Annotated in this window: 18 protein-coding genes; 4 read left to right on the forward strand and 14 right to left on the reverse strand. The window is 32.0% G+C overall.

Annotated elements, in window-relative coordinates:
• Positions 1-4: 4 nt before the first annotated feature.
• The 8 genes from Q0770_RS00260 to Q0770_RS00295 form a co-directional block, all read right to left on the reverse strand.
• Positions 5-1,168, reverse strand: coding sequence for a sigma-54 dependent transcriptional regulator (locus Q0770_RS00260; protein WP_299112828.1), 1,164 nt, complete (start codon positions 1,166-1,168; stop codon positions 5-7).
• Between the two features lies 1 nt (position 1,169).
• On the reverse strand, positions 1,170-2,048 hold the full coding sequence (locus Q0770_RS00265; protein ID WP_299112830.1) for a DUF6268 family outer membrane beta-barrel protein: 879 nt from the start codon (positions 2,046-2,048) through the stop codon (positions 1,170-1,172).
• A 16-nt stretch (positions 2,049-2,064) separates the two neighbouring features.
• On the reverse strand, positions 2,065-2,970 hold the full coding sequence (locus Q0770_RS00270; RefSeq protein WP_299112832.1) for a mechanosensitive ion channel family protein: 906 nt from the start codon (positions 2,968-2,970) through the stop codon (positions 2,065-2,067).
• Positions 2,955-4,265 (reverse strand): ABC transporter permease, encoded by a 1,311-nt coding sequence (locus tag Q0770_RS00275; RefSeq protein WP_299112834.1) that lies wholly within the window; start codon positions 4,263-4,265, stop codon positions 2,955-2,957. The genes Q0770_RS00270 and Q0770_RS00275 overlap by 16 nt, the downstream gene beginning before the upstream one ends.
• 2 nt (positions 4,266-4,267) lie before the next feature.
• Positions 4,268-5,194: an ABC transporter ATP-binding protein gene (locus Q0770_RS00280; protein WP_299112836.1), complete on the reverse strand. Its 927-nt coding sequence runs from the start codon at positions 5,192-5,194 to the stop codon at positions 4,268-4,270.
• A gap of 255 nt (positions 5,195-5,449) precedes the next feature.
• Entirely contained in the window at positions 5,450-6,565 is a 1,116-nt protein-coding gene (gene dnaJ / locus Q0770_RS00285) for a molecular chaperone DnaJ (protein ID WP_299112838.1), read from the reverse strand.
• Positions 6,566-6,595: 30 nt separating this feature from the next.
• Entirely contained in the window at positions 6,596-7,132 is a 537-nt protein-coding gene (locus Q0770_RS00290; protein WP_299112840.1) for a nucleotide exchange factor GrpE, read from the reverse strand.
• A gap of 169 nt (positions 7,133-7,301) precedes the next feature.
• Positions 7,302-7,814, reverse strand: coding sequence for a fasciclin domain-containing protein (locus Q0770_RS00295; protein ID WP_299112842.1), 513 nt, complete (start codon positions 7,812-7,814; stop codon positions 7,302-7,304).
• Positions 7,815-7,950: 136 nt separating this feature from the next.
• On the opposite strand from Q0770_RS00295, the gene Q0770_RS00300 reads away from it, so the two are divergent.
• From Q0770_RS00300 to Q0770_RS00310, 3 genes are all read left to right on the forward strand, one after another.
• Positions 7,951-8,505, forward strand: a complete 555-nt coding sequence (locus Q0770_RS00300) for an RNA polymerase sigma factor (RefSeq protein WP_299112844.1) — start codon at positions 7,951-7,953, stop codon at positions 8,503-8,505.
• Entirely contained in the window at positions 8,505-9,281 is a 777-nt protein-coding gene (locus tag Q0770_RS00305; protein ID WP_299112846.1) for an anti-sigma factor, read from the forward strand. The genes Q0770_RS00300 and Q0770_RS00305 overlap by 1 nt, the downstream gene beginning before the upstream one ends.
• 90 nt (positions 9,282-9,371) lie before the next feature.
• Complete coding sequence (locus tag Q0770_RS00310) at positions 9,372-10,607, forward strand: DEAD/DEAH box helicase (RefSeq protein ID WP_299112848.1); 1,236 nt, start codon at positions 9,372-9,374, stop codon at positions 10,605-10,607.
• Between the two features lie 31 nt (positions 10,608-10,638).
• Here Q0770_RS00310 and Q0770_RS00315 read toward each other — a convergent pair whose 3' ends face one another.
• From Q0770_RS00315 to Q0770_RS00330, 4 genes are read right to left on the reverse strand one after another with little or no spacing between them, the layout of a single operon-like run.
• On the reverse strand, positions 10,639-11,277 hold the full coding sequence (locus Q0770_RS00315; protein WP_299112851.1) for a hypothetical protein: 639 nt from the start codon (positions 11,275-11,277) through the stop codon (positions 10,639-10,641).
• Positions 11,278-11,280: 3 nt separating this feature from the next.
• Positions 11,281-12,444, reverse strand: a complete 1,164-nt coding sequence (locus Q0770_RS00320) for a hypothetical protein (protein WP_299112853.1) — start codon at positions 12,442-12,444, stop codon at positions 11,281-11,283.
• Positions 12,428-12,943, reverse strand: coding sequence for a hypothetical protein (locus tag Q0770_RS00325; protein ID WP_299112855.1), 516 nt, complete (start codon positions 12,941-12,943; stop codon positions 12,428-12,430). Before Q0770_RS00325 ends, Q0770_RS00320 begins: the two co-directional genes overlap by 17 nt.
• The gene (locus Q0770_RS00330) at positions 12,927-13,475 is read right to left on the reverse strand and encodes an RNA polymerase sigma factor (RefSeq protein ID WP_299112857.1); all 549 of its coding nucleotides are present in this window, start codon (positions 13,473-13,475) and stop codon (positions 12,927-12,929) included. Before Q0770_RS00330 ends, Q0770_RS00325 begins: the two co-directional genes overlap by 17 nt.
• Before the next feature lie 123 nt (positions 13,476-13,598).
• Between Q0770_RS00330 and Q0770_RS00335 the strand changes: the two genes are divergently transcribed.
• Positions 13,599-14,924 (forward strand): hypothetical protein, encoded by a 1,326-nt coding sequence (locus Q0770_RS00335; RefSeq protein ID WP_299112859.1) that lies wholly within the window; start codon positions 13,599-13,601, stop codon positions 14,922-14,924.
• On the opposite strand, the gene Q0770_RS00340 is transcribed toward Q0770_RS00335, so the two are convergent.
• Positions 14,921-15,325, reverse strand: a complete 405-nt coding sequence (locus Q0770_RS00340) for a hypothetical protein (protein WP_299112861.1) — start codon at positions 15,323-15,325, stop codon at positions 14,921-14,923. The two genes, Q0770_RS00335 and Q0770_RS00340, sit on opposite strands and share 4 nt — an antisense overlap.
• The gene (locus Q0770_RS00345) at positions 15,309-15,893 is read right to left on the reverse strand and encodes an RNA polymerase sigma factor (RefSeq protein WP_299112863.1); all 585 of its coding nucleotides are present in this window, start codon (positions 15,891-15,893) and stop codon (positions 15,309-15,311) included. Before Q0770_RS00345 ends, Q0770_RS00340 begins: the two co-directional genes overlap by 17 nt.
• Positions 15,894-15,970: the final 77 nt, after the last annotated feature.

Consider the following 15,970-nt stretch of genomic DNA (forward strand, 5'->3'; position numbering starts at 1 on the left):
AGATTTATTTGCTTGCAAAAGATTTTACATCAGCTTCACTGACTTCATTTCCTCCAAGGATGATAAGTCGCTCTATTACATTTCTGAGTTCTCTAATATTACCTGTCCAATCGTAATTTTGAAGTAATTTTACTGCCTTATCAGCAAAAGTCTTTGACGCTGTACCTTGTTCTTCGGATATCTTTTTTGAAAAATGTGAAATTAGTAAAGGAATATCCTCGCGTCTGTCATTTAATGCCGGGACTTCAATTAATATTACCGCTAACCTATGATACAAATCCTCTCTAAATTTTCCGTCTGCTATCTCCTTCTTTAAATCTTTATTTGTAGCCGCTACAACACGCACATTAACTTTAATATCCTTATCGCTACCTACACGTTGAATTCGACTTTCTTGTAATGCTCGCAACACTTTTGCTTGGGCAGAAAGACTCATATCTCCAATCTCATCAAGAAAAATAGTTCCACCATTAGCAGCTTCAAACTTACCAGCACGATCTTTTGCTGCAGATGTAAAAGCACCTTTTACATGGCCAAACAATTCGCTCTCTATCAGTTCGCTAGGAATCGCAGCGCAATTAACCTCAATCATTGGGCCTTTATTTCGTTCACTCTTTTGATGTAACCAATGTGCTACGAGCTCTTTTCCTGTTCCGTTTGGACCTGTCACTAGTACTCTAGCATCTGTTGGTGCTACCTTATCTATCATATCTTTAATACGTCCAATAGCAGGACTATCTCCAATCATTTCGTATTTCTTAGAAACTTTCTTCTTGAGACGTTTGTTTTCAACAACCAATTCTTTTCTGTCTAAAGCAATACGCACCGTATTTAAAAGCCTATTTAAATCTGGTGGTTTTGAGATATAATCAAAAGCACCTAATCGCATTGTATTTACAGCAGTGTCCAAATCTCCATGACCAGAAATCATAACTACAGGTGTTTCAGGTTTTATTTTCTTTACAGCCTCAAGTACCTCAACACCATCCATTTTTGGCATTTTAATATCACAAAGCACTAAATCGTAATCTTTCTTTTTAATTTTTTCCACTCCAGAAAGCCCATCTTCTGCTTCTTCTACCGAATATGTATCACTCTCTTCAGAAAGTATTTTAACTAACACACGGCGAATTGCCGCTTCGTCTTCTATGATTAATATATGTTGCATATTATATTTTGAATTTTATTCCTGTCCTAAGATAAAAAGCATTTCTCTGATTTAACCGAAAAACTTCATCTCTATCATCATTTCTAAGAATATTATTAAGTCTAAAAGTATAACCTGAATAAAGATAAGCTACTAAATGCTTAGTAAAGCAATATTCGTACCCTAATCCTCCAACAATAACAGATAGCGAAATATTATTAGCAATTTGTCCATTTACTGATAGTGGTTCTTGCAAGTTAGCAAAGTAGCCATCTACCGCTGCAAACGCTTGTAAAACACTAGACTCAGTAAAATAATATTTGAGATTAGATTTAGGTACGCCTGCACTAAAAGACCAGTTTTTATTAATCCTTCTAAAATAATTTACAAACGGTAATGGAAAAGGAATTCCTGTCGTAGTATTATAAGTTACTCCTAAAACTAATCGATATGGACGCTTTATATCTTCTGCGTCTGTTCTATCATTTATAAAAAATACACCTCCATTAACAAAGAGGTCATCTTTTGTGATTTTACCATTTAGAGTAGATGCAATTCTAGGGTTAACTTTTAATCCTATACGCCAGTTTTCATTTGCTTTAAATGTATAACCGATATTTAAATCAATAATATTTAAGGCATCAATTACAGAAGTATCAAAAGGATATTCCTCTTCTAGATTTAATAAGACTCGATTATATTCTGCTCCAATAATTAGGTAGTTGTCATTTTTAATTTTTATAGGATAATTTAATAAAGCTCTTAATCTTGTGTATTGGTCTTCAGATTTGCTACTCGGAATAAAAGAATACTCTAACCTTGCTAAATCTGTTAATTGGGCATTTAAATTAGTTAGACATATTAAGCCGAATAGTATAAAAGTGTTTTTAACTGTTTTCAAATCTCTCTTATCTCAATTATTTATTCTTCTCAATGATATGAATATCTCGTTGAGGAAAAGGAATACTAATTTCATTTTCTCTAAATACTTTATCGATTTCAAATCTTAAATCACTTTTTGGTATAGTAGCAATAAAACTATCATTAAGTGTAAAAACGAGTTTAAAATTTAAAGAACTCTCTCCAAAATCTGTAAATAACACAAGTGGTTCTGGGTCTTTTAGTATTGATTCATGCTTATTTGCAACATCAATTAAAATCTGTTTCACAAGCTCAACATCAGTACCATAAGCTACACCAACATCTATACTTTCTCTTGTCAAAGAACCATTTTGGGTCCAATTATATAGAATCTTTGTTAGGTATAAATGATTAGGAATTATTAATACTTTGTTATCTATCGTTACTGCTCTAGTGGTTCTGAGTTTTATTTCTTCTACACGGCCTACCTTTCCATCTAACTCAATAATATCTCCTACATGCAAAGATTGATCAATAAGTATGAATACTCCAGAGATAATATCTTGAAACAACGTTTGAAGTGCTAGTCCAATGCCAATCAGTAAAGCCGCGGATGCAGCAAATATAGCCGTAACATTAACCCCAACAGAATCAAGTGTTATCAAAAAAATAGCAACATATATAAGCCATCTAAAATATCCATAAACGACTTTAAACTTCCCCTTATCTTGCTCCGGTATTTTTCGAGTAATTATTCTATAAATAATTTTGAGCGCCCAACTTGTAATACATATTACAGTAATAAGAATTAACAAATCTAGTATTGATATACTGATATCTTTTGTTAAATCTATATGAAGATGAAGAAAATCAGAAAACTTCTTCCAAAAGTTACTTTCAGAAATGGTCTCCCCTAGTTCTTTCAAATCTTGAAATAGATATATACTTAGTATTTTAACCATTTAATCAAAGATTTATAGGATGGTTTTTTACCATACATTAATATACCTACTCTATATATTTTAGCAGCAAACCAAACCGTAAGTGTAAATGTTCCTACCAATAACAATAGACTAACAACTTGTTGCCATACAGGTACACCAAATGGAATACGCATTAGCATTACAACTGGAGATGTAAATGGTATGAAAGAAAATATTGTTGACACTGTTCCGTGAGGGTCTTCTATAACGGTAAATACACCAACATAAACTGCCAATATTAAAGGCATAAGAATTGGTAGCATAAATTGTTGCGTATCGGTTTCATTATCAACAGCAGCACCAATAGCTGCATAAAGAGAACTGTATAACAGATAACCACCAATGAAAAAGAATAGAAAAGCAATAATTAGATTAGCAATTGGTAAATTCTGAAATGACTGAATAGCCAAATTAATTTCATTTTGCATTGTTGAACTGTCCATGGCTTGTTGTACTAATTCTTGTTGTTGACCTTGGGCAGCTGTCAAATCAATACCAAAAACAATGCTAACAACTGTTGATAGGATAGCTAACAAAATAATCCAGATAGCAAATTGTGTAACTCCAGCTAACGATGTTCCTATAATTTTACCCATCATAAGCTGAATTGGTTTTACTGAAGAAATAATTATTTCAATGATACGACTTGTCTTTTCTTCAATCACGCTTCGCATTATCATGTTGCCATAAATAATAATAAACATAAAAAGAAGATAGCCTGCAATACCTCCAAAAGCCAACTTTAAAATATTATCTATTTTAGAACTCTTCTGTCCATCAAAGCTTTCTTGTAAAATACTCACATTAGCTTTTGAAGCTTTAATTTGTTCAGTATCTAAACCATTAGCAACGAGCTTTAAATCACGAAGCTTTCTCTCTATTTTATTCTCTAAACTTGAAATTACGGTTAGTGACGGCGAATCTTCTGAATAGAACCTTACCGTTTCTCCAACTGTTTCTAAATTACCTTTTCCTATAAACAGAAGACCATAATGTTCATCTTCTTTGACTATAGCCTTTGCACCTTCAACAGTAGCGTCACTGGTATAATTATAAGTAGTATTGTCTGTATTTTCAAAAACATTAATGAAAAGACCTGACTGGTCTAGTATGGAAATAGTACGCTTTTTATTGGTATTAAGCTGAGCCAAATAAGCCACAACGCTAATAAGAGCAATCATTATCAGTGGGCTTAAAAAGGTCATAATAACAAAAGATTTGTTCTTGACCTTGGTAAAATATTCGCGCTTTATAATAAGTGATAAATGATTCATTCCTAATTGTTTTTTACAGTTTGAATAAAAATATCACTAGCAGAAGGAATAACTTCCACAAAATGGTGTACCTCAGCCTTTGAGGTCAAGAATGATAGTAAATCATTAGGTGATGTCTCAGATGTGATTTTTACATTAAGCTTTACATCATCATAAACATTTTTAAATGTTGCTGGCAAAACTTCAAATTTATTTTTAATCTCTTCAATTACAATTTTACTATTATTAGATTGTAACCCAACTTCAAAAGTATTGGATTTAAACTGTCGCTTAATATCAATTAAGTTTCCATCTAAAATTTTATTGGATTTGTGGATCAATGCAATATGGTCACATAGCTCTTCCACAGATTCCATACGATGGGTCGAAAAAATGACTGTAGCACCTTCTTCTCGAAGCTTTAAGATTTCATCTTTAATAAGATTAGCATTTATAGGGTCAAAACCCGAAAAAGGCTCATCAAAGATGAGTAATTTTGGACGATGTAAAACGGTAACTATGAACTGTATTTTTTGAGCTTGACCTTTACTAAGCTCTTGAATTTTTTTGTTCCACCAGTCTCCAATTTCAAACTTATCAAACCAATACTTTAATTGATTTTTAGCCTCAGACTTAGACATCCCTTTAAGCTGCGCAAGATATAGCGCTTGCTCTCCAACTTTCATAGACTTATATAATCCACGTTCTTCTGGCAAGTAACCAATATCCTTTATGTGTTCTTGCTTTAAAGGATGCCCATCCAGTAAAACACTACCTTCATCAGGCATAGTTATCTGATTAATAATCCTTATTAATGTTGTTTTACCTGCGCCATTTGGTCCTAATAAACCAAAAATGCTGCCTTTAGGTACAGCAATAGACACTTTGTTTAAGGCTCTAAAATCTCCAAAATCTTTGGAAACAGCATCAGCCACCAACAGCTCACTCATAAAAAATACTTTGATTTTCTGGTTAGGTTGGTAAATATATTAAATGTTGTACGGAATACTAAGTAATTTGCTGATATATCTTTAATTAAACAAACTACCCAAAATACTTCAAAACAAGAGTTGTTTGAAAAAACAAAACCCACCCTTATAACTAAATAAGGATGGGAAAAAATTGCTATGAAAAAGAAAAATTATCGCCAATTAGCATTAGCGATAATTCAAATATAGTCTTTTTTACGAAATAGAGAGAAAGTTTTAAGAAAACATATCCTTTACTTTCTCAAAAAATGACTTGTCTGAACTTTCAGGTTTTGGCTGAAAATGTTCATCTTCTCGCATGGTTTCGAAAAATTCTTTTTGCTTTTTGTTTAAGGTTTTTGGTGTCCATACATTAACATGGACTAAAAGATCTCCCTTACCATAACCATTGATACTTGGTATACCTTTGCCTCTTAACCTTAATATTTTTCCTGACTGCACTCCAGGTTCAATTTTAATACGCACTTTACCAGAAACCGTATCAATCTCCATAGACGAACCTAAAACGGCATCAGGCAAACTTACATACAAATCGTAGTGTAGGTTATCGCCTTCTCTTTTTAGAGTTTCGTGATTTTCTTCTTGTATGGCAACTAGTAAATCTCCTGCTATACCATTTCCTGGTGCAGAATTCCCTTTTCCAGTAACCTTAAGCTGCATACCATCTACAACACCTGCAGGTATTTTTACGCTAACTGTTTCTTCTTTAGAAATTAAACCTTGAGCATCTGAACCATCAGGGCGCTTATCTATACTTTGTCCAGCTCCGCCGCAAGTAGGACATGCAGATGCTGTTTGCATTCGACCCAAAATTGTATTAGTTACTCGCGTCACTTGACCTTGACCATTACAAGTGCTACATGTTTTATAAGTAACACCTTCTGCCTGTACTTTACGTTTAACCTTTATCTTTTTTTCTACACCATTAGCTACATCTTCTAAAGTAAGTTTTACACGTATACGCAGGTTACTGCCTTTAACAACTCGACGACCACCTCCTCCGAAGCCTCCACCAAAACCGCCACCACCAAAAGCGCCTCCGAAAATATCTCCAAACTGACTGAATATGTCATCCATGTTCATACCGCCACCGCCAAAACCACCAGCGCCTTCAAATGCTTGATGACCAAATTGGTCGTAACGTGCTTTTTTATCTGCGTCACTTAAAACTTCATAAGCTTCTGCTGCTTTTTTGAACTTTTCCTCAGCTTCTTTATCATCCGGATTTTTATCTGGATGATATTTTAAAGCCATCTTTCGGTATGCTTTTTTTATTTCGGCTGCAGTCGCTCCTTTAGAAACGCCTAATATGTCGTAAAAATCTTCTTTCATACTATTGCCCGATACATCGGATATCTTTTATTATTGCCCAATAACTACTTTTGGAAAACGGATAACTTTGTCGCCTAGTTTGTAACCTCGCTCAACGACATCTATGATTTTTCCTTTTAAGTCATCACTTGGTGCTGGTATCTGCGTCACAGCTTCATGGTCATCTGCATTAAAAACATCGCCTTGATTAACTTCAATCTTAGATAAGCCTTTTTGTTCCAAAGTTGTAATCAATTTATTATAAATTAATAGAACACCTTTACGCAATTCTTCTGCTTCTTTGTCTTCTTCGATATGCATTAATGCACGCTCAAAATCATCTAGTACAGGAAGCATAGCTATCATAACATCTTGACTTGCTGTTTTAAATAGCTCTATACGCTCCTTCGTAGTACGCTTTTTATAATTTTCGAACTCTGCGAAAAGACGCATAAATTTATCTTTTTCTTTTGCTAAGTCTTCTTGTAATTGCTCTTCAACAGTTAGCGCTTCTTCTTCAACAATTTCTGTTTTAGTTGCTTCAATTTGAGGTTCTTCTACCTCTTGTTTTTTATCTTTTTTGCCCATTATTTTAGACTTGTATTTAAATCTTCGATTTACAGATGGCAAAAGTACTGCCAATATTCAGAAAATGTCAAAATGTCACAGGTATTTTTTTATCAAAATAAAATCCATTAAAAAAGCACCTGCTTTTCAGCAAGTGCTTTTCTTCTTCATAGCAGTTTTCCTAATTCATTTATTTAGGCATTACCACTGTGTCAATTACGTGGATTACTCCATTATCTGCCTTTACATCTGTCGCTACAATCTCACTGTAATTACCGTTTTGGTCTTTAATCCAAATTTTTCCTTTTTTAGACATTACTGTCAATATTTGACCATTAAGACCTTTTACTTCTACTTTACCATTTCCTTTTTTTAATGCTGCAACAACATCACTAGCCATTAATTTAGCTGGCACAACATGGTATGTTAAGATGTTAGCCAATGCTTTTTTGTTTTCTGGCTTTAGTAAACTTCCTAAAGTAGCTTTGTCAATTTTTCCAAAAGCTGCGTTTGTAGGAGCAAATACTGTAAATGGTCCATCACCTTGCAAAGCAGATACTAAATCTGCCGCTTTTAATGCAGTTACTAATGTAGAGAAATCTTCGTTGCCAACAGCCACATCGACAATTGTTTTTTGAGCAGTTGCAACTGTACTAAATGTTAATGCTACCACTGTTGTGAAAATAAATACTAACTTTTTCATAATTTCTTGTTTTAAAATATTTTGGTTAAATGTTTTAAGCACTTTTTTTAGTTTTTGATGTGCTTTCAATTATATTTACACAGCTATGTTTGCTCTGGATGAGCATGCATTTACTTTTGGCAAATTTTTAACATAAATGCAAGACGACGCTTTACTTATAAAACAACTCCAAGCTAAGGACGAGCGTGCACTATCTTTGCTTTATGATAAATACTCTGGGGCATTATATAGTGTTATTATTAAAATGACAAGAGACGAAGGTTTGTCTCAAGATTTGCTACAAGAAACCTTTATTACTATATGGGATAAATCCTACCAGTATAATCCTGTAAAAGGGCGATTTTATACTTGGACCTATAGAATTGCAAAAAATAAAGTGTTAAATTATCTGAGAAAGAATCATATACTCATCCAAACAGATGATTTAAGTGTATATGAAAACAAAGAGGAACCAGAAACAATAAACCGCAATTTTTTAGAATTGAATGGTGCCATAACTAAACTAGACGCTCATCACCAGAAAGCAATAGAATTAGTTTATTTTAAAGGATTAACACATCGTGAAGCACACGCCCAGATGAATGTACCTTTAGGCACGTTTAAGTCTTATATACAGCAAGCTCTAAAACAGCTTCGTAATACGTATACCAAGATTGTTACGTTTTTGTTGCTAATGATTGATGTAATGTGATGATGACAAAGAAAGAACTACTTGAAAATGGTTTATTAGAGCAATATGTGCTTGGTGAACTAAACGCTAAACAAGACGAGGCAATAGAAAAACTGCTTATGTCTGATGCTGAATTAAAAGCAAAATTAGAAGACATAGAATCTAGTTTTGAGCATTTGGCATTGGAGAATGCTATTAATCCACCAGATTCTGTTAAATCAGGATTATTATCAAAAATTGAAAAAGCGGATACTTTAATTTCACCTAAAGAAAATAATAATTCAAGAACTTGGTTGGGTATAGCTGCAAGTTTCGCTGCTTTCTTTTTATTAGGTTCTATTTGGCTGTACTCTGAATTAAATACTGTAAAAGAAGATTTGAGAATTGTAGGTGACCAGAATGAAGCTTTACAAAAAGACCTAGATGGAATTACCAAAAACTATGGTGAAGTTTCTAAATGGTATGCAGCATTATCCAATCCAGATGCAGAACAATATGTTTTAAAAGGAAATGCATTAGCTCCTGAAGCAAAACTTATAAGCTTTGTGAATCACGAAAATAAATCCGTGATTATTAACGCTCAAAATCTTCCTAATTTAGATGCTGAACACGACTACCAAATGTGGGCCGATGTGGATGGCGAAATGATTAATATGGGTGTCATCCCAAAAGATGCAAAACTTATGGCTATGACTTATATTGATGATGCCGAATCATTAAATATTACCATTGAACCTCTTGGCGGAAATGACCACCCAACCGTTGAACGCTTGATTTCTAATGTGTATTTGGATTAGTTAATTGTTCTCGATATAATTTTCTAACTAAAATAAATCTGACTGATTAATACATTGTTTTTAAACTACCTTTGTTGCAAACATTTATAGATGTCATTTAAAGACTTACATATAATTAAACCTCTTTTACAAGCTGTTGCAGATTCAGGTTATGATGAACCAACATTAATCCAACAGCGATGTATTCCTCATATTTTAGATAAAAAAGATATTATTGCCTCTGCGCAAACCGGCACTGGGAAAACTGCAGGTTTTGCACTACCTATTCTTCAGTTATTATTTGATAAACAAGATGCGCCAAAACGTGGTAAAAAAATAAGAGCTTTAATTGTAAGTCCAACACGAGAATTAGCTGTGCAAATTAATGACAACTTTAAAACGTATGCTAAGTATACTAACTTAAGTTCAGCAGTTGTATTTGGAGGCACTTCAATAGAGCCACAAATAGATGTTTTAAAAAAAGGTGTTGATATTTTAATTGCCACACCTGGACGATTACTTGATTTACACAAACAAGATTATGTTAATCTTGATTATATTGAAACTCTAGTTTTAGATGAAGCTGATTTAATGCTGGATATGGGTTTTATAGACGACGTAAAAAAGATTGAGCGTTTGTGCTCAGAGACCAAACAAATCTTATTATTTTCAGCTACGATTCCTTATAAAGTTGAACAATTAGCAAATTCTATTTTAAACGAACCCCAGCGTATTGACGTTACACCAAGTAAGTCTATTGCTAGTGATATAAGTCAAATATTATATTACGTTCCAAAAAGAAATAAAATTGAACTATGTCTCCACTTACTTAGAAATACTATAAAAGGAAGTATATTAATCTTTAGACGTACAAAATTTGGTGTTGATAAGCTTGAAAAAACACTACTCAAAAATGGTTATAAAGTAGACAGTATTCATGGTGACAAAAGTCAAAGTGATAGACAAAACGCTTTAAATAAATTTAAAAATGGTTATGTAAACATCCTAATTGCGACTGATGTAGCTGCTCGTGGTATTGATATTAATGAACTTGACGCTGTCGTAAATTTTGATTTACCAAATATTCCTGAAACCTATGTACACCGTATTGGCCGTACTGGTCGTGCGGGTAATATCGGCACTGCATATTCGTTATGTTCTGCTGATGAGAAAACTTACATTAAAAAGATACAAGAATCAATTAATGTTCAGATTCCTATTGAAGATGCTCATCCTTATCCTTTAGATCCAAAAGCAAAACCTATAGTTCATAAAAAGAAAGGCAGTAAATACAAAAAAGGACGTAAAGGTGAAGGGTCTAAAAAGAAAAAGAAGCGTTGGTATTAAAACGCTTCTTATTTAGTAGTATAGATTAGAATTACTCAAACTTCATTTCGAAAAGCAAATAATGCTTTATACCAAAACGTTTCCCCCAATTCTCTAGGTCTTTTCCTGCTGTACCGACTTCGCACCAAGATTTTGAGCCATCTTCTCTTTCGTAAGGCAATATGTAGGCGAAAAGATAGAATTCCTCATTGTACTTTAGTTCTAAATTACTTTCATGAGCAATATTTCTTAGACTATAATCATCTGATTTTAATGCATCATATTGTTTTGTAATACTAAATCTTGGAAATTTGAATGTCATTTTTAACTTATTATCATTAGTTCGCTTAGATATTAATCTGAATTTAAGTTCAGCTTCTGATAGTGTTTCAAATTCTGGAAGACCTAATTTTTTACTATCAAATACTGTAGATTCTGACTTTACTTTACCATCCCAAATTTCTTTGACCGTTAACTTATAGGATTTTCCTTTTAAGCCTTTATCTTCAAACTTTAACTTCATATAATCGATACCTTCAAAACTTAAGATATCACGTATCTCTTGATCATCTGACGAATAATCAGTTTCCATTTTAAGGCCATCCGACTCATTTACATATTTGAAACTTTGTTGCGCTATTAAACCACTGAAGCAAATTAATGCAACAGCTAATACTTGTAATTTCTTCATGATTTATTTATTGATTTTGATTATCGAATCGTTATGAGAGTAGATGATACCATGGATAATATCAAAGAAGATTTCACCAGCAAAATGACCTTGACCCTTTGGCTTACGCTCCATCATATTATACTTCTCTCCTTTTTTTGTAGGCTGCATATTTATTTCATACTTACCAACAAAATTCTTAGTGTTATTTCCAAACACCTTAAAACTGTGGTCATCCTTAGGATAGAAAAAATGGATTTTAGAATACTCCGAATAAACATTAAAACGCTTAAAGTTCTTAGCCCAATTATAGAAATAATACTCGCTATTAAAATCTGTAATGGTTACATTCTCTCCAATTTCTCCAATTTCAATATCAGAAAACTCTGTTGAAAATTTTGTGTTTTGAACACTTCCTATATACGATTTCCCAATTTTATTAAAAATATAATCCCCTCCAGTAATAGCAGTAGCTTCAAAATCACCGTTTTTAATTTTTACATTATTATACTCGTTTAAAAGCTTCTTTGCTCTTATATAACCCCCTTTTAGGTCAACCGCTAGTTCATTTCTTAAATCATTTCTGAAGAAGAATTTAGACTGTTTTCCATTAATAGTAAGTTTCACATAAGGCGGTATTTTGATTACAAACTGACTTCTAATCATATTAGAGCCTTTGACATCAATATACTTACCGTCTTTTGTTACTTTCTTGAATTTATTATTTATAAATTTTAAAGGCGATTTGTAAACCCTATTTCTATTATTTATAAATTTTATAAGCGAATCTTTTGACTTTTGTACTACTGAGTCTGCTTCTGTTTTTTCTTTGTATTTATAAAAAACATGTCCGCCTTTATCATTGTATTCAATATCTACTTTTGGCAGAAATGATTTAACATTCACATTAAGTGTAATATGGTTTTCAGAATTGTTAACCTCGACATTTAAGTCTTTAATTTTCTTTTGGATTTTTTTCTTCGAATAGCCTTCGAACTCTAAGGTGTAATCAAAATGAATTTTTCCATCTGTAGATTCTTCTATTGCAACATTAGTGTAATCGATATTAAAAATCGCTGTCGTTCCTTTATTTACTTCAAAGCTTTTATTAATTACACTGTGTCGCTGTGCAAAGGTTGTTACTGATGTGATGAGCATCAGTAACAAAAGTTTAGATTGTGTTCTCATTATGCTCGTTTTTTTGATTTAATATTTTTATATGTTCTTGGATATCCTTTAACAACTCTAGACGTGTTTGTAAATTGGCAATTAGTAACTCTACTACTAAAATGTTATTAGTATCTGATTTAAATGCTTCAGAAATTTCTTGATAATCGTTGTCTAAATCTGTAAGTTTTTGCTCATAACGCTTTACTAAATTTTCGTCATTAGTTGCTGCAATGAAGTTTATCCATTCTGCATGAATACTATCTAAATACTCTGCTTCTACAGCTTCAATTTGTGCTACAAGTGGAGATATATCTTCTGCTTCTTCTCTATCGAAAACAAAATATCCGACTGATAGCGCTACAACAAAAACGGCTGCTATTTTTAACCAAAACATCTTATTAGATTTTGGCGATTCTTTTGCATTTAGTTTGCTTAAGAAATCTTCACGATGATTAGGTGACAATTCGTGTTTAATGTCTTCTTCTATATTAAATAATTCTCTAATATCTCGCTTCATTATAGGTGGTTTTTAATAGGTCTTGTAATTTTTGTTTTGCACGTCTTAACTGCGTTCTAGATGTTTTTATGGCTATATCTAGTATTTCTGATATCTCCTCATGATCATAACCTTCTATAAGGTAAAGTGTAATAACTAATCTGTATTTTTCTGGCAGTGTTTCTATAGCATTTTCAATCTGTTCTTTTGTGATTGATATATCAAACTGCCAATTATTATCATCAACTATTTGCAGGTTTTCGGTTTCTAAAGATTCAGTCTGAAATTGACGCTTCTTTAAAACATCTATGCAATGATTGATAACTATACGTTTTAACCAAGCTCCAAACGTCGAAGTTGATTTATACTTATCAATATTTAAAAATGCTTTTAAAAATGCTTCTTGCATAGCATCTTTTGCGTCTTCTTTATTATTTAAATATCTACACGCTACATTATACATTGCATCACAATAGCTGTCATAAACCTGCATCTGTGCTTTTTGATTGCCGCGTTTGCAAGCATTAATAAGTTTATTGGTTTTGTTTTGCATTTGGTTTGTTAGGTTCTCTATTTTAAAAACGAGAAAAAATCCAGAGAGTTTCAAAATGAATTGAAAAAATAGAGATTTAATCTGAATATGATTAATTTTATGCTTTAATAAATGCACTAACTAATGAGTAAAGACTATAACAATCCTGCCTTTAAAAAGCTTTTAGAGAAATTACAAGAAGAGAGTTGGCAATTAGAACTGCTTATTTCTGGTTTTGCAATCTTTGGACTTTTTACAGCTTATGAACCAATTATAACATACTATAACGAAGCTGTAGCAACTGGTCAAGAGTATCAAAGAGCCATTTTTACAGTGACAAGAATCTCATGTATCATATTAATATTTAGCTTATTAATCCATGTTTTACTCAGAGGTTTATGGATTGGTGCCTTAGGTTTGCGTTATGTTTCTGGTGATATAGATTATGAAGAATTAAACTATGGCCAAAAGTTCACTAAGTATCTAAAAAAAAGAGTTGGGTCTTTTGATAAATACATTGCTACATTAGAAAACTATTGTAGTATAATTTTTGCCGCTTCTTTTCTTTTAATATTTTATGTCTTGGCAATGACTTTTGTCATTATAACTATTGGGTTTATTGCTAATAATATACTAAGTAGCACTATTTTACCTAGTTGGGTGATCCCAGTTATTGGCGTTCCTCTCATGTTATTTGTAGTCATTGGTATGCTTCTAACCTTTATTGATTTTATAACTCAAGGCTTCTTGAAAAAAAAGAAATGGTTGTCAAAAATATATTTTCCATTTTATTGGGTCTTTAGTTTTATTACCCTTTCGTTTTTATATCGGCCAATTGTCTACAATTTTTTAGATAATAAATTTGGACGACGTTTTAGCATGCTACTGTTTCCGTTATTCATAATTATTGCTATCTCTTTTTCTCTTCATTATAATTTTTCAAATTACTTCAGCGCAGAAAATAATTCTAACGATTACATCGCTAATAGAGAAAATTATGAAGATTTATTAGATGAAAAATCGGGATTTATAGATAATGTAGTTATACAGTCCAAGGTTATAAAAGACAATTATATCAAAGTATTTGTTCCTTATTCTGAACGTATCGAAAATAGGGTCTTTTCTTTTAATGAAGGCTTAAAGCCTAAAAAAGACATTCGTGGATTAGACACGGACATTATTGTATTTAATGATAATAATCGCATTACTAACCGAGATAGTTTAAGGCGTGAATATCTATCTACCTTCAATAAAATTTATTACACCAAAATAGACACCTCAGTTGTAAAATCGGATTTTATAGTTAGTCATACTAAGAAGGGGACTTTAGGGTTTGAAACCTACTTACCAACTAATGGTCTATCTGAAGGCAAACACATATTAGAATTCAAAAGAATGGGTTTGAATAGAAATAACGACACTGTATATTTTGGCATTAGAAAAATACCTTTTTGGTATTATCCAGACTAATACTCTAGTCGCTTATTAAAATATTGCTTTAATATTGGTATCTGAATACTAAACATTATAGCAAATAAAACTATGGCATACATTAAAGTATTAGATGGCTCGAATGATAATCCCTCAAGTGGATTTAATGACAATTCGTGTAAATTAAATTTTTCAATTAAACTAGATTCTCCTGTTGGTTGTATAAAAAAGAAATAACTTAGCAACCCAACAAAACCTACTACAATAGTCCACCAAAAGTATTTAGGAATTAAAGGCTTATAAACAATAGATTTTGAATCTGATAATGCTTCTACTCTAGCCATTACTTTATCTGTAAAATCTAAAGGCGCTTTCTCTAAACTATCAGCAGTCATTAATTTATTTACTAAATCTTCTATCCTTTTATCTTCCTGTTCCATAATTCATTCTGTTTTGAGGTTGTAAATACTGTTCTAAAATTACTGCTAATTTTTTTCGGGCTCTAAAAAGTTTCACCTTCACAGTATTAGCTTCAACATTAACAATTTTAGATATCTCATCTAAAGATAACTCTTCAAAATAAAATAGAGTTAGTAATGCACTACTATCTTCTGGCAATTTATTAATGCAATTTTTTATTAAAACATTTTTCTCTTCTTTAATAATATTATCTAAAGCATTATCTATAGTGTCTAATTTATTAAAGGTGTATTCATCTATAGCAACATCATTAAGATGTTTTTTATTCTTCTTTATGTTATCTAGACATGTATTATAGGTCACCTTATAAATCCAGGTCGAGAATTTAGAATCTCCTTTAAACTTATCTAAAGACTTAAAAACTTTTATAAACACATCTTGTGCAACCTCTTCAGCTTCTTCTCTATGCTTTAGCATTCTTAACGCTAAAGTATATACCAAATCCTTATAACGGTCTACTAATTGCCCATAAGCTTTAGCTTCCCCGTTTTGTATAGCTTCTATTATTTGGTCGTCGTTGATGGTCATTTTTTATTTAAGACGATTACTTTATATATAAGGTTACATAAATTGATTAAAATATTTTTTTGAAAAAACTGTAACCT

It is taken from the genome of uncultured Winogradskyella sp., from assembly GCF_947501905.1.
GTDB lineage: Bacteria > Bacteroidota > Bacteroidia > Flavobacteriales > Flavobacteriaceae > Winogradskyella.

Bases quoted from the DNA above. Each gene is read 5' to 3' on its own strand.
- Q0770_RS00305 (WP_299112846.1), top strand. From the start codon at position 8,505: ATGATGACAAAGAAAGAACTACTTGAAAATGGTTTATTAGAGCAATAT.
- Q0770_RS00330 (WP_299112857.1), bottom strand. From the start codon at position 13,475: ATGCAAAACAAAACCAATAAACTTATTAATGCTTGCAAACGCGGCAAT.
- Q0770_RS00320 (WP_299112853.1), bottom strand. From the start codon at position 12,444: ATGAGAACACAATCTAAACTTTTGTTACTGATGCTCATCACATCAGTA.
- Q0770_RS00310 (WP_299112848.1), top strand. From the start codon at position 9,372: ATGTCATTTAAAGACTTACATATAATTAAACCTCTTTTACAAGCTGTT.
- Q0770_RS00325 (WP_299112855.1), bottom strand. From the start codon at position 12,943: ATGAAGCGAGATATTAGAGAATTATTTAATATAGAAGAAGACATTAAA.
- Q0770_RS00280 (WP_299112836.1), bottom strand. From the start codon at position 5,194: ATGAGTGAGCTGTTGGTGGCTGATGCTGTTTCCAAAGATTTTGGAGAT.
- Q0770_RS00290 (WP_299112840.1), bottom strand. From the start codon at position 7,132: ATGGGCAAAAAAGATAAAAAACAAGAGGTAGAAGAACCTCAAATTGAA.
- Q0770_RS00315 (WP_299112851.1), bottom strand. From the start codon at position 11,277: ATGAAGAAATTACAAGTATTAGCTGTTGCATTAATTTGCTTCAGTGGT.
- Q0770_RS00345 (WP_299112863.1), bottom strand. From the start codon at position 15,893: ATGACCATCAACGACGACCAAATAATAGAAGCTATACAAAACGGGGAA.
- Q0770_RS00300 (WP_299112844.1), top strand. From the start codon at position 7,951: ATGCAAGACGACGCTTTACTTATAAAACAACTCCAAGCTAAGGACGAG.
- Q0770_RS00260 (WP_299112828.1), bottom strand. From the start codon at position 1,168: ATGCAACATATATTAATCATAGAAGACGAAGCGGCAATTCGCCGTGTG.
- Q0770_RS00340 (WP_299112861.1), bottom strand. From the start codon at position 15,325: ATGGAACAGGAAGATAAAAGGATAGAAGATTTAGTAAATAAATTAATG.
- Q0770_RS00335 (WP_299112859.1), top strand. From the start codon at position 13,599: ATGAGTAAAGACTATAACAATCCTGCCTTTAAAAAGCTTTTAGAGAAA.
- Q0770_RS00295 (WP_299112842.1), bottom strand. From the start codon at position 7,814: ATGAAAAAGTTAGTATTTATTTTCACAACAGTGGTAGCATTAACATTT.
- Q0770_RS00275 (WP_299112834.1), bottom strand. From the start codon at position 4,265: ATGAATCATTTATCACTTATTATAAAGCGCGAATATTTTACCAAGGTC.
- Q0770_RS00270 (WP_299112832.1), bottom strand. From the start codon at position 2,970: ATGGTTAAAATACTAAGTATATATCTATTTCAAGATTTGAAAGAACTA.
- dnaJ (WP_299112838.1), bottom strand. From the start codon at position 6,565: ATGAAAGAAGATTTTTACGACATATTAGGCGTTTCTAAAGGAGCGACT.